General features: G+C 45.8%; 14 protein-coding genes. 12 read left to right on the forward strand and 2 right to left on the reverse strand.

Annotated features, from left to right (window positions below; translation table 11 throughout):
- Both I6E38_RS12515 and tnpB read left to right on the forward strand, forming a co-directional pair.
- On the forward strand, positions 1-210 hold a 210-nt coding region (locus I6E38_RS12515; protein ID WP_235394308.1), incomplete at its 5' end, for a hypothetical protein.
- 41 nt (positions 211-251) lie between these two features.
- On the forward strand, positions 252-443 hold the full coding sequence (tnpB, locus tag I6E38_RS12520) for a transposase (protein ID WP_235394319.1): 192 nt from the start codon (positions 252-254) through the stop codon (positions 441-443).
- Between the two features lie 249 nt (positions 444-692).
- On the opposite strand, the gene I6E38_RS12525 is transcribed toward tnpB, so the two are convergent.
- Positions 693-842, reverse strand: a complete 150-nt coding sequence (locus tag I6E38_RS12525) for an Abi family protein (protein WP_294914713.1) — start codon at positions 840-842, stop codon at positions 693-695.
- A gap of 1 nt (position 843) precedes the next feature.
- On the opposite strand from I6E38_RS12525, the gene I6E38_RS12535 reads away from it, so the two are divergent.
- The gene (locus I6E38_RS12535; RefSeq protein ID WP_475595052.1) at positions 844-1,626 is read left to right on the forward strand and encodes an ORF6N domain-containing protein; all 783 of its coding nucleotides are present in this window, start codon (positions 844-846) and stop codon (positions 1,624-1,626) included.
- A gap of 170 nt (positions 1,627-1,796) precedes the next feature.
- Here the strand turns inward: I6E38_RS12535 and I6E38_RS12540 are convergent, their stop codons facing one another.
- Positions 1,797-2,171, reverse strand: coding sequence for a hypothetical protein (locus I6E38_RS12540; RefSeq protein ID WP_235394309.1), 375 nt, complete (start codon positions 2,169-2,171; stop codon positions 1,797-1,799).
- 113 nt (positions 2,172-2,284) lie between these two features.
- Between I6E38_RS12540 and I6E38_RS12545 the strand changes: the two genes are divergently transcribed.
- From I6E38_RS12545 to I6E38_RS12585, 9 genes are all read left to right on the forward strand, one after another.
- Positions 2,285-3,322 carry a helix-turn-helix domain-containing protein gene (locus I6E38_RS12545; protein WP_235394310.1) on the forward strand — a complete coding sequence of 346 codons (1,038 nt, stop codon included), beginning with the start codon at positions 2,285-2,287 and terminating at the stop codon, positions 3,320-3,322.
- Between the two features lie 176 nt (positions 3,323-3,498).
- Positions 3,499-4,134: a hypothetical protein gene (locus I6E38_RS12550; protein ID WP_235394311.1), complete on the forward strand. Its 636-nt coding sequence runs from the start codon at positions 3,499-3,501 to the stop codon at positions 4,132-4,134.
- Between the two features lie 28 nt (positions 4,135-4,162).
- Complete coding sequence (locus I6E38_RS12555) at positions 4,163-4,582, forward strand: hypothetical protein (RefSeq protein ID WP_235394312.1); 420 nt, start codon at positions 4,163-4,165, stop codon at positions 4,580-4,582.
- Between the two features lie 8 nt (positions 4,583-4,590).
- Complete coding sequence (locus tag I6E38_RS12560) at positions 4,591-5,196, forward strand: C40 family peptidase (protein ID WP_235394313.1); 606 nt, start codon at positions 4,591-4,593, stop codon at positions 5,194-5,196.
- Positions 5,197-5,339: 143 nt separating this feature from the next.
- Positions 5,340-6,584 (forward strand): GTPase HflX, encoded by a 1,245-nt coding sequence (hflX, locus tag I6E38_RS12565; protein ID WP_235394314.1) that lies wholly within the window; start codon positions 5,340-5,342, stop codon positions 6,582-6,584.
- Between the two features lie 45 nt (positions 6,585-6,629).
- Positions 6,630-8,483 carry a DUF4954 family protein gene (locus I6E38_RS12570; protein ID WP_235394315.1) on the forward strand — a complete coding sequence of 618 codons (1,854 nt, stop codon included), beginning with the start codon at positions 6,630-6,632 and terminating at the stop codon, positions 8,481-8,483.
- Positions 8,484-8,485: 2 nt separating this feature from the next.
- The gene (gene dcm / locus I6E38_RS12575) at positions 8,486-9,715 is read left to right on the forward strand and encodes a DNA (cytosine-5-)-methyltransferase (RefSeq protein ID WP_235394316.1); all 1,230 of its coding nucleotides are present in this window, start codon (positions 8,486-8,488) and stop codon (positions 9,713-9,715) included.
- Positions 9,712-10,440, forward strand: a complete 729-nt coding sequence (locus I6E38_RS12580; RefSeq protein WP_235394317.1) for a hypothetical protein — start codon at positions 9,712-9,714, stop codon at positions 10,438-10,440. Before dcm ends, I6E38_RS12580 begins: the two co-directional genes overlap by 4 nt.
- Positions 10,441-10,456: 16 nt before the next feature.
- A complete protein-coding gene (locus I6E38_RS12585) occupies positions 10,457-13,366 on the forward strand; it encodes a M16 family metallopeptidase (protein ID WP_235394318.1) in 2,910 nt (969 codons plus the stop codon).
- The last annotated feature ends 186 nt before the right edge of the window (positions 13,367-13,552 follow it).

Genomic DNA, 13,552 nt, shown 5'->3' on the forward strand with positions numbered 1-13,552 from the left:
GTTACTAAAAATCAGCGATATATACAACCTTTTACTCATATTTGTCAACTTAAATTAATTCCGCCAACGGGTTGTCCATATTTTTTATCTCTTTACCTTTGCTGCGTGAATAAAAAATCTAATATGATAGCAGCAAAACGATATGTGACAGAAAACCCAATACCACCTATACCCGAAGTTGCGGATATTCTGTTCCTACCAATGGAATGAACCTGGGGATAAACGGCCTCTATAAGTTAGTGTCGCAGGAGATGGATCTGCCGCCACTAAGCGGGGCTGTGTTCATCTTTTTCAGTAAGAACCGGCAGCAGGTAAAGCTCCTGCGTTGGGATACGGATGGTTTCACATTGTATCACGCTACGAACTCATCCCCATGCGCTTCATCAAGAAGATATACCATGCGGGGACGATTTCGATGCCAAGGTTATCGTACGCCTTATTAACTTCCTATTACCCAAGACCGATAAGCATGAAGCCGTGCATTATATGCTCAATGAGTGGGGAACACTGCCGCCAAGAACACCGCTAAGCAAGTACCGGGAATTGCTGCCGGACAAATGGAAACGAAAAAATATCGCTCAAGAATAAAAGCTCGAGCGATATTTTTTTACGTGTATCTATTAGCAACGCGGATACGCTTACGATACGAAAAGGTAATAATTTAACGTATTTAACTTTCCATCACACCGATATTACCCAAAAGTGTATGATGTTGGGCGGCAACAGGCATTTCGCAACTGTGTCAAAGACGTTATCCAAGATTCTAAGACGATTGGTTGTAAGCCAAAGTAATGCGATATGCGCTTGCGTATCTTGTCTGCTTTCAGATTACGGTAAACCAGGGTGTTAAATCAAGCTGTAAAACGTAATATAGAACGTTTCCCTGAGCGTTTCCGTTTTCAACTGACAAAGGAGGAAATGAATGAACTGGTCACAAATTGTGATCGGTTCAATAGTTTGAAGCACTCAACAGTTCGCTCATATGCTTTTACAGAACAGGGAGTAGCAATGCTCTCTACCGTTCTCAGAAGTGAAACGGCTATTCGTGTAAGCATACGTATTATGGATGCATTTGTTGCAATGAGACGTTTCTTGGTGACAAATGCCGAAGTGTTTCAGCGTCTCTCGACTATGGAATACCATCAATTGGAAATGCAACAACACTTGCAAGAATCCGACAAGCGTATAGAAGAAGTGTTCCGTAGATTGGACGAGGGCAATGCCAAGCCGAAACAAGGTGTGTTCTACAATGGGCAAGTTTATGATGCCTATACTTTCGTGTCCGACTTGATTAAGAGTGCAAAGAAACGTATTATCCTTATCGACAACTATATTGACGAGACTGTACTGACATTGCTTGATAAAAGAGCAGAAGGCGTGTCTGCGGTCATCTATACTCAGCAGATAAGCCGTCAGTTCCAACTCGACATAGACCGTCATAATGCTCAATATGCACCGATTGATGTTGAAACATTCCGTTTATCACATGACCGCTTCCTTTGTATAGACGATGATGTATATCACATAGGTGCATCCATTAAGGACTTAGGCAAGAAGTGGTTCGGTTTCTCAAAGATGGAGATACTTACACCAGACGAATTGGTGGAAAGAATCAACAGGGGGTAAGAAAATGTGCTTTTCTGCTTACTACGATAGAAACTGGCAAGTATTATTTGACTAATAAATAAAACATAATAAACATATCGTATTCGACATAGACGGTACAATGCAAAAATCCCGAAGACATTCCTACATGGAACATCTTCGGGATTGGTATTTCGTAATATTTTATTTTTTTACTTTACTACAATTTTGATGGTCTGATTGCCCATTTTGGCAATGACAACAGATTCGGACACGGCTTGCGATGCTGCGCCATTGACAGCCTTGGCAGCACCCAGCTGCTTGCCGTCTACTGTATAGAAGCGTACAGTCTCGTCATTGTTGAGACCAGAGAGCGTCACGATACCGTCGTTTGAAGTAACGATGATGCCACGAGTGGCTGTCTGATTGATATTGGTAGTGGTGTTCTGCAGATTGGCTTCCACCCAATAGAGGGTTGCCGTAGCCTTGTCAGAAGCCTTGTAACCGTCGGCTGTGGCGTAAGCCGAGATGTTGTAAGCAGCCGAAAGCTTTACTATGCCGTCCTTACTATACGCATCCGATGCCATATCAGTGTCGGTAATGGTGTAGTGATACTCGGCATTAGGAGTAGAGCTGGCAAAATAAAAATGAGACGATTTTATTTTGCCATATCTTCAATTTGCGCTATCTTTGCAAAAATATGTTGTACGCCATTTATTTTATATACGGATTGTGCGTCATGTTCTATTTCATGATGTCGTGGCTCTTCTACCGCAAGGACAAGGAGCTGCTGTCGAGGCTTGTCACGGTGCTAATGTTTGTCACTGGTGTGCAATGTCTGAAGGATCTGTTCTTCATCAAGCCGCTTGTAGAGCTCGACGAACTGAACTGGATGCTCGCTACGGCAGCCGATATGGTGACCGTACCGCTGTATGCCTTTGTGCTGATTGAGCTTTGCAGCCCTACAAGCATTACGCGGCGTGCCATCGTGTTTCATGAACTGCTGTTTGTGGTGCCCTTCATTCTCTTCGCCATCACCGACGACATTGTGTTCTACTATGCCGAGGTGCTGGAGGCTGCCATTTACGGCATAGGCTATGCCATGTGGACGGTATTCGCCATTCCGAAATACCACGCCCAACTGAAACAGCGCTTCTCTTACACAGAGAACATAAACCTCAACTGGCTCCGTGTAATCTTCGTATCGTTTCTGTTTATACTCGTGCTTTGGATTGTAGATTGTATGCGTGCTGATTACGCAACAGAGGCTCTGTACATGACGAGTTCGCTGGTGGTATGGATGTTCTTGAGCTACTTCATATATAAACATCAGTCGGTGCTCGACGAACTGTCGGACAGCACGTGTGCCGACACACCGGAGGCTACAGAGGCTACAGAGACAGAGATGTCGGAGATTGGCAAGCGTATCAGCTATCTGTTTGACAAAGAACAGATATTCCTCAACCCAAATCTTAAGGTGTCGGACATTGCTGCGGCTATTGGCACCAACCGTACGTACGTCAGCGCTTTCTTCAATCGTGAAGCAGACTGCACCTTCTACGACTATGTAAACAAACTGCGCATTGAGTATGCCTGCAAGCTGCTCGTAAGTTCGGATGAGAGCATTGTGCTGATAGCCGAGAAGTCGGGATTCAACAGTTCGCAATCGTTCATACGTGTTTTCAGCAAGATAAAGCATACTTCGCCCACCAAATACCGAAAACAGCAAAACGACTGAACAACAATAGGTTAGGAAAGTTGTTAATTATATTTTTACGTATTGACACATCAATTTTATGTATTGTGAATGATAATTTGATAGTTTGACAACTTAAATTATACTCTTCATGTTTAACTTTGTAAATGAATGAAGAACTAAAAACAATTATTAATCACTTAACTAACAGAAACATTATGAAAATCATTAAGCTCATGGCACTTGTTGCCATTTTCATGCCACTATTGTTCTCGTGCTCAGGAAGCAGTTCGTCATCAGGAATGTTCGGCTCACTTCCCGACAACTATGGAAAATATGTTGAGGAAAAGGCTAAAATAGAGAAAGAGGCAGAAAACATCAAGTCGGAAGCCGAGAAAAAGGAATTGATTGAGAAATCAGAGAAGTTGAATAAGGAATGGAAAGCCAAGATTGAACAAAGCGCTAAAGAACTTGATGGCAAACCTATTGAAATTGCAGAATGCCAGTTCAGCGTTACAAGTCCCATCTCATTGGAATTTAAAGATTTCCATAGCGAGGCAAGGCTGATTCCTTCATTCAAAGTAAACGGCGAGGCGAAGGCTGCTGCTGACATAAACACCGACGTTGATTATGTCATGAATCAAGAGCCTGTCAATATTGTAGGTTACGATGCTGAAGGAAAACAAATCAACAAAAACAGAATAGGCCACATCGCTGTAGAGAATGTTGATGGAAAGATATTTATAAAGGCCAATACGCCTATTCAATTCGATTCTATCATATTCAACGAATCGGATTTGGAAAGCGACAAAAACGTGAAGAGTTTCAAGCTCGAATTGTTGCGTGCAAAATAGTATATACACCAATACAAAAACTAACATTATGGACGAATTTGTAATGACAATAAAGAAACACAAGGAAACAATAGTGATTGCTCTCGCAATCCTAATGTTTATCCTCTTTGGTTTTTGCCCGGCCATAGACATTATTGGAAAGGCTAAAATCGGCGGACTGAAACTGCTGTTTGAAGGTAGCGGACTGGGATTTGCACGATTCCTTTCCATATTCGTGCTACTGGCTCCAATGTTCGTTGCCTTAGGCAGATCGGTCGACCTGAAACTGACAGGCAAACTGGCTGAAAACTTCAGCGCCCTTTGTTTCGTGGCAGGCATTGTTCTGTGCCTGTTGTTTGCATTAGCACTGCCTTCTGGCGCAAATCTTGCATGGGGCAGTTGGCTGTATATGCTGACAGGCGTACTGGGCGTTGTCGTATGCCGTATTGAAATGTTCACCAAAAACTAACGTGACGAATGAACAAAAACATCAAGCGCTTCCTCTGTATCACAATATGGGGGTGCGCTTTTATTTTTCTACTTGCCTCAGTATGGATAGGCGTGTGCTGGCTTAAACGCCCACCATACCTAATGCCGGACACGACGATGTTCCGTACGGGCGACATCTTCTTCAGCGTGGGCGATTCGTGGGAGTCGGTGGCAGTAAGGGCGCTGTCGGGCTCTACATCGTTCGAGGTGGCAGACTCGACACCTTCTCATTGCGGAATGGTAATAAGATTTGCTGACGGCGTGAAGCTGGCACATGCGTCGACGGTAGCTAAGAAGATAGTGCTTGAAACACCCGAGGAATATCTGCGCAACAACGGTTCGTATTGTATATATGCAAGGAAAGCTCCACGCACAGTCGACACTCTTGCCATAAGACAATCGGTGGAAACGTTGGTAAGGAATTGTGTGCCTTTCGATTTTAAATTCGACCATACAACTCCCAATGCTCTTTACTGTACGGAAATGGTAGTAAGCGTGTTTGAAGCAAACAAGTGCTTCTGCTTTTCGAAACTACGCAAACAGAACTATATGTATCCCAACGACCTACTTAAAATCTGCACAGACAAGCCATAGATGCCGCAACTACTATCATAATTAAACCTACACTTATTATTATTGAACAAAAATTCAAGGGCGCAAAGCAAATTGACATTCAGTAAATTGCGGATGTGAAGTATTTTGTATAATTTTGTATTTTAAAAGATTATACATACTGGATGAAAGAATTTGTAATATCAGAAGTTAAGGCGGAAACCGCCATACTCGTCGGACTTATCACTAAGGATCAGGACGAGGCTAAGACCAAAGAATATCTTGACGAACTGGAATTCCTCGCCGACACAGCTGGTGCAGTTACCGTGAAGCGATTTACGCAGCGCGTGGGCGGACCGAGCCAGGTTACTTATGTGGGTTCGGGCAAGCTGGAGGAGATAGCCCAGTATATAAAGGACGAAGAGGATGCTGAACGCCCCGTGGGAATGGTTATCTTTGACGACGAACTCTCTGCCAAACAGATACGCAACATCGAGAAGGAGCTGGGCGTGAAGATTCTCGACCGCACATCGCTCATTCTCGACATATTCGCCATGCGTGCTCAGACGGCTGCCGCCAAGACTCAGGTGGAGCTGGCTCAATACCGCTATATGCTGCCACGATTGCAACGTCTGTGGACTCACCTTGAGCGACAAGGAGGCGGCTCTGGTTCGGGTGGCGGTAAGGGTAGTGTGGGATTGCGCGGACCGGGTGAGACGCAGCTCGAAATGGACCGTCGTATCATCCTCAACCGCATCACCCTGCTAAAGCAACGACTGCTTGAAATAGACAAGCAGAAGACCACACAACGCAAGAACCGCGGACGCATGATACGTGTGGCTCTTGTGGGATATACCAACGTGGGCAAGTCGACCATCATGAACCTGCTGTCGAAGAGCGAGGTGTTTGCCGAAAACAAGCTGTTCGCTACGCTCGATACTACCGTGCGCAAGGTGGTGATTGACAATCTGCCCTTCCTGCTGGCTGATACTGTAGGATTCATACGCAAGTTGCCTACCGACTTGGTCGACTCGTTCAAGTCGACACTCGACGAGGTGCGCGAAGCCGACCTGCTGCTACACGTAGTAGATATTTCACATCCCGACTTTGAGGAACAGATAAATGTAGTGGAGAATACTCTGAAGGATTTGGGCTGTGCCGACAAGCCGTCGATGATTGTGTTCAACAAGATTGACAACTATTCGTGGACCGAAAAGGAGGAGGACGACCTTACTCCTGCCACTAAGGAGAACATCACACTCGACGAACTGAAGCGCACTTGGATGGCACGCCTCAACGAAAACTGCATGTTCATATCGGCAAAGGAAAAGGAGAATATAGACGAGTTTCGCGAAACAATATACAAGAAGGTGCGCGAACTGCACGTACAGAAATATCCGTACAACGACTTCTTGTATGAGGTGGAATAAAAGGAGGCAACACCACACCATAATAATCTTTTAGAACAAAACGACATGGGAAAAAGAAACTTAACCGACAACGAAATCTCAGCTCTCCAAGCCAACAGCTGCTGGGCAGAGGACTGGCAACGAATTGAAGTGAGCGACGATTTCAAGCCCAACTTCTTCCACCGTGTAATGTTCTACGGCAACATAAGCCTCGGAGCATTCAACAACAACGTGGAGGTAAGCCGCGGCTTCATGAAACACTCAGGCGTGAACAACGCCACATTGCGTAATGTGACCATTGGCGACAACTGTCTCATAGAGAACATCTCGGGATTTATCAACAACTACGTCATTGGCAACGACTGCATCATTTCAAACGTATGCACCATGGAGACTACAGACGGAGCCACATATGGCGAGGGCAACCTCATTTCGGTACTCAACGAGGTGGGCGAAGGCAACTTGATACTCTATCACGGACTGACAAGTCAGGTGGCTGCGCTAATGGTGAAGCATTTCCACAACCGTGCTTTGAAGGATGCCATACGCCGACTGATACGTGAGGAGATAGAACGTACATCGCCCGAAATGGCTACGATAGGCAATAGGGTGAAGATAGTAAACACCAAGGAGATAACCAATACAGTAATATACGACGACTGCGAGATTTCGGGAGCTTCGCGACTGAGCGACTGCACCATAATGAGCAACAGCAACGCTTCGGTATATATAGGTACAGGCGTGATTTGCGAGAACTCTATCATCAGCGACGGATCGTCTATCATCAACAGCGTGAAGATGCAGGACTGCTTCGTGGGCGAGGCGTGCAAGCTGAGCAACGGATTCACGGCTGCCGGAAGCGTGTTCTTCGCCAACTCGTATATGTCGAACGGCGAGGCGTGCGCAGCATTCTGCGGTCCGTTCACAGCATCACATCACAAGAGCTCGCTGCTCATTGGCGGACAGTTCTCGTTCTACAACGCTGGCTCTGCCACCAACTTCTCCAACCATGCCTATAAGATGGGACCCATGCACTACGGCACCCTGGAGCGCGGAACCAAGACTGCCAGCGGTGCCTACATACTGATGCCGGCACACATAGGAGCCTTCTCGGTGTGCTTCGGCAAACTGATGTATCATCCCGACACACGCTCGCTGCCCTTCTCTTATCTCATTGCCTACAACGACACCATGTATCTTGTGCCGGGACGCAACCTCACTACAGTTGGCCTATACCGCGACATACGCAAATGGCCCAAGCGCGACATGCGACCAGACGGCGCACGCAAGAGCATAGTCAACTTCGACTGGCTGTCGCCTTTTACCGTAGGCGAGATTCTGCGTGGCAAGAAAATACTGGAAGATCTGCGCGAAGCTTCGGGCGAAGACGTTTCGACATACAACTATCACGAATATGTCATCAAGAACTCATCGCTGCGCAAGGGCATCAAATATTACGACATCGCTCTACGCATATATATGGGTGCCGTACTGAAACGCCACGCTCCGGTAGAACCTACCACTACTGTCGGCACAGGATCGTGGACAGACATATCAGGTCTGCTTCTGCCCGAATCGGAAGAGCAGCGCATCATTGACGACATAATATCAGGCGACATCGACACGACTGAGGCTCTGACCGAACGTTTCGAACAAATCAACGCCATGTACTCAGAATACCGTTGGGCATGGTCGTATCGCATGATTATGGACTACTATGGTTTTACATCGCTTACAGAGGAGAATGTGGAGCGCGTCAAGAGCGACTACATCACAGCCCGCCGGGCATGGATAGCCGAAATAAAGAAGGACGCAGCAAAGGAATACAAGCTGGGCGACGTTGAAGAGGAAGTGTTACGCAACTTCAACGAACAGCTTGATAAGGAGGTGGACTTCGAAAACCAAAAGCTATATATGTAATAATGACAAAAGTAAAATTCGAAACAGAAAGATACCCAGAAGAGACAGTCGTGCATAAAAAACACGACTGCACTTATCGTATAAGAATATATGGAGAAAGGTCTGAACAGGACCGTATGGCTCTAATCTCACACTATTTCAACAATAAAGGTTTTACATCTTATCAAGAAAAAGAAGAGGCCAATTATTGCCTTCGGGAATATATACACTCATTGGATTCTAATGCAACCAAAGAAGAAATAGACATGTTGTGTGAGAATCCGTTCCAATTAAATCTTTTCAAAGAATGGGAAGATGTACCTTTTCATAATAAAGTAAATTCAAAATTTAAGTTCATCGATCTTTTTGCTGGAATAGGTGGTATTAGATTACCATTTACTGAATTAGGAGGCAAATGTGTGTTTTCTTCGGAATGGGATGCTGCAGCATGTCGAACTTATACTGGCAATTTTGGAGAAGTTCCATTTGGAGACATAACAAAGATTGAGGCCGATTTCATTCCTTCTCATGATGTGTTACTTGCAGGCTTTCCTTGTCAAGCTTTCTCAATAATGGGTAAGATGCGTGGTTTTGAAGACACACGAGGTACTATGTTTTTTGAGGTAGCACGAATTCTTGCCCACCATCATCCAAAAGCTATATTGTTAGAGAATGTAAAACAACTTGTTGGGCATGATAAAGGGAAAACATTTAAAGTTATTTTGGAAACACTATCTGAATTGGGATATTATGTAAAATGGAAAATTCTTAATGCTCTTGATTTCGGCTTGCCTCAAAAACGCGAAAGGGTCATAATTGTCGGTTTCTTAAACAAGGAAGCATCAGAGGCCTTTAATTTCGATTTTGAAAAAATGCCATACAATCTTGCAGATATATTAGAGCCAGAAGAAACAGTTGCACCAGAACTAATGGCTTCAGATATGATACGCGAAAAGCGAATGAAAAGCGTTGCTGGCAAAAAAGTGTTTTACCCGTCTATATGGCATGAAAATAAATCGGGTAATATTTCTGTCTTACCATACGCTTGCGCTCTACGTACTGGAGCATCCTACAATTATTTATTAATTAACGGCTATCGACGTCCGACATCAAGAGAATTATTGCGCCTTCAGGGATTTCCTGAGAGTTTTAGAATAGTTGTGCCACATTCTGAAATACGCAGACAGACTGGAAACAGCGTTGCAGTTCCTATGATACGTGCCGTTGCACAAAAAATGATAAAACTAATATGAAACAGCCAAAACTAAGAGATTCACGCAATCTCATAACAGAACTATATCCGATCAACAAAGTACCAAGGGATGTTATAAACAAACTTGGAGCTGATATTGTGTATATGATGTATACAGGTAGACGTGATCTTACCGGAAACGACTGGGGAGACATTTTTGCCAAAGCAGTAGAAGGAACACATCTTAGCCGGCCCATTGGTATAGTTGATGTAGCCAAAGACAAAACTGCGTGGTCAATGAAAACAGTAAAGTCAACAAATCCATTAAATTCACAGGCTGTAAGATTGATAAGTGGAAGATGTTCACCAGACTATTCGTATGGAATAGAAGACCCTCATGATGACATACAAAAAACAGGTGAAGCAGTTTTGTCAATATGGAATTCGCGAGTAGACATCGCTCTCTGTCATTATCCACGTGTTAGAGTAAGTGTGCTTATTCGCAATGACGAATTGACAAATTTCACTCTTTACGAAGAGTATCTTGAGCATTTTAATATTTCCGATTTTGAATGGAGAGAAAACACAAATAGCAATCTTGAAGGAATAAACAAGCACACTGGCATTAAACAGTTTGTATGGCAACCACATGGCTCACAATTCACTATAATTTCACATGTACCTGACGATGCGTTGAAATTTAAAGTTCGTAAGCCAGAATTGCTGCCACAAGAGAAAGCATTGGAATCTATTGGATTTGATACCTCTTGGATTGAAATACTATAATATATATATCAAAAGTATGAAAATAAAGCATTTATTTAGTTTTACAGTATTGACTTTGGGACTTTGTTTTTCTTCCAAAGCATCAGCCTACAACTACGAGACCGTTAAGGGCGACCCGATGCAGACACGCATCTACACCCTGCCCAACGGACTCAAGATTTATCTGTCGGTAAACAAGGAGCAGCCGCGCATACAGACGTACATAGCCGTGCGTACGGGTTCGCGCAACGACCCTGCCGAGACTACCGGTCTTGCCCACTATCTGGAGCACCTGATGTTTAAGGGTACACACCAGTTCGGCACATCCGACTATGCCAAGGAGAAGCCTTATCTCGATGACATCGAGCGCCGATATGAGCACTATCGTACTGTGACCGACCCTGCTCAGCGCCGAGTGCTGTATCAAGAGATTGACTCAGTATCGCAGATTGCAGCCAAATACTTCATCCCTAACGAGTACGACAAGCTGATGTCGTCAATAGGAGCCAACGGCACCAATGCCTATACCTCTACCGACGTGACTTGCTATGTGGAGAACATTCCGTCGAACGAGGTGGAAAACTGGGCACGCATTCAGGGCGACCGCTTCCAGAATATGGTCATCCGTGGTTTTCATACTGAGCTTGAGGCTGTGTACGAGGAGTTCAACATCTCGCTGACCAACGACACACGCAAGGAGTTTGCTGCCATAGGCAAGCTGCTCTTCCCTACCCACCCCTACGGCACACAGACCACTATCGGAACCCAGGAACATCTGAAGAACCCGTCAATCACCAATATCAAGAACTATTTCCACCACTACTATGTGCCCAATAACGTGGCTATATGTATGGCTGGCGACTTCGACCCCGACAAGGTAGTGGCTACCATCGACAAGTATTTCGGTTCGTGGAAGAAGAGCAACAACGTTGTCTATCCGCAGTTCCCCGTGCAGAAGAATCTCACATCGCCTGCCAGCTCAACCGTTATAGGCAAAGAGGCTGATAACATCATGATGGCATGGAAGATGGATGGCGCAGCTACTCTGCAGAACGATACGCTTGAGGTGATTTCGTCTATTCTGAACAACGGCAAGGCAGGACTGCTCGACCTTAACATCAATCAGCCCATGCGTTGCCAGGCTGCCCAGGCTTTCAACTATGCCATGCGCGACTACTCGCAGTTCATCATAGCCGGAATGCCTAACGAGGGTCAGAGCCTTGACGAAGTGAAGAACCTCATCCTTGCTGAAATAGAGAAGCTGAAGAAGGGAGAATTCAGCGACAAGCTGCTGCCTGCTATCGTCAACAACATGAAACTCGAATTCCTGCAATCGCTCGACGATAACGAGAAGCGTGCCGACGCTTATGTCAACACATTCGTCAACGGACGCGACTGGCAGACTGAAGTGCAGAAGTTCGACCGCATTGCCGCTATGACCAAGCAGCAGATTGTAGACTTCGCACGCCGCCACTTTACTGACGGCTACGCCATCGTGTACAAGAAGCAGGGCGAGGACGCTTCGCAGAAGAAGATTGACAAGCCTTCAATCACAGCCATCCCTACCAACCGCGACATGCAGAGCGCATTCGTGAAGGAGATAAAGGACTCGAAGGTGGAGCCTATCCAGCCGCGATTCCTCGACTTCAAGACCGACTTCACACAGACAAAGACCAAGCGTGCGCTGCCCGTTTACTACATTCAGAACAAGCAGAACCAGCTGTTCAACCTGGCCTACTACTTCGAAATGGGCGAAGAAGCCAACAAGTGGTTGCCTTATGCCAAGAACTACTTCGACTATCTCGGCACCGACAAGATGTCGGCAAAGCAGGTGCAGGAGCGTTTCTATCAGTTGGCATGCGAGTACAACATTAGCGTAAGCAATAGCAATATGGTCATCTCACTCCGTGGTTTGGGCGACAATATGCAGGAGGCTATGACCCTTATGGAGAGTGTTATCAACCACGCAAAGGTCGACCGCGACGCTTACCGCAAGTTTGTTGAGCAGGAACTCAAGTCGCGTCGCGACAACAAGCTCAGCCAGAAAGCAAACTTCCGTGCTCTGCAGCAGTATGGCGAATTCGGTGCTTACAACTCATTCCGCAACATACCCGACAGCACCGAATTGGTAAATACCAATCCGCAGACTCTCGTCGACATGATTGGCAATCTGAAGAACTACAAGCACAGCATCGTCTACTACGGTCCGCTGAGCGAGAAGCAGCTCGTAGCCACTATCGACAAGAACCATGCTGTGGCTAAGTCGCCGGCTGATGTTCCTGCTGGTCGTCCCTACACTATGCAGCAGACCCCGACCAACGAGATATGGATTGCACCCTACGAGGCAAAGAACATATATATGGTGCAGTATCACAACGAGGGACAGAAGTGGAACCCGGAGGACGAAGCTAAAATCGAAGTGTTCAACGAGTACTTCGGTGGTGGCATGAACGGAGTAGTGTTCCAGGAACTGCGCGAAAGCCGCGGACTTGCCTATAGCGCATTTGCCAACTACTCCACACCACGTCGCAAGGGCAATCCTAACTACGCTTTCACTTACATCATCTCACAGAACGACAAGATGATGGACTGCATCCGCGTGTTCAGCAACATTCTCGACACTCTGCCGCAGACTCCAGCTGCCTTCGAACTGGCAAAGCAGGCTACAATAAAGCGCATCGCTTCAGAGCGTATCACCAAGGACGACATCATCTACTCGTATCTCGCAGCCAAGCAGCGTGGCATCGACTACGACCTGCGTCGCAAGGTTTACGAGCAGTTGCCTACATTGACTCTCGAAGACATCGTGAAGTTTGAAAACGAAAACATGGCACGCAAGCCGTGGCGCTATCTCATCCTCGGCGATGAGAAGAATCTTGACATCAAGTCTCTTGAGAAAATCGCTCCAATCAAGCGAATTTCTACAGAAGATATTTTCGGATATTAAATAAAAAAGAGGGAGCCTCAAAAGTCACAGCAACACGCCCCGAAGAGGGCAGAAGCACATAGCCCAGGGCACCGCCCTGGGTAAAAGTATCACAAACACCAATGCGCCCTGTAGGGTAGGGTGTTCAAAATCGCTTTAAAATCCTGCGCATTTTTTACCTATAGTATTGATGCGCTTGACCACCAA

The sequence above is a fragment of the Leyella stercorea genome, from assembly GCF_021531355.1.
Taxonomy (GTDB): domain Bacteria; phylum Bacteroidota; class Bacteroidia; order Bacteroidales; family Bacteroidaceae; genus Prevotella.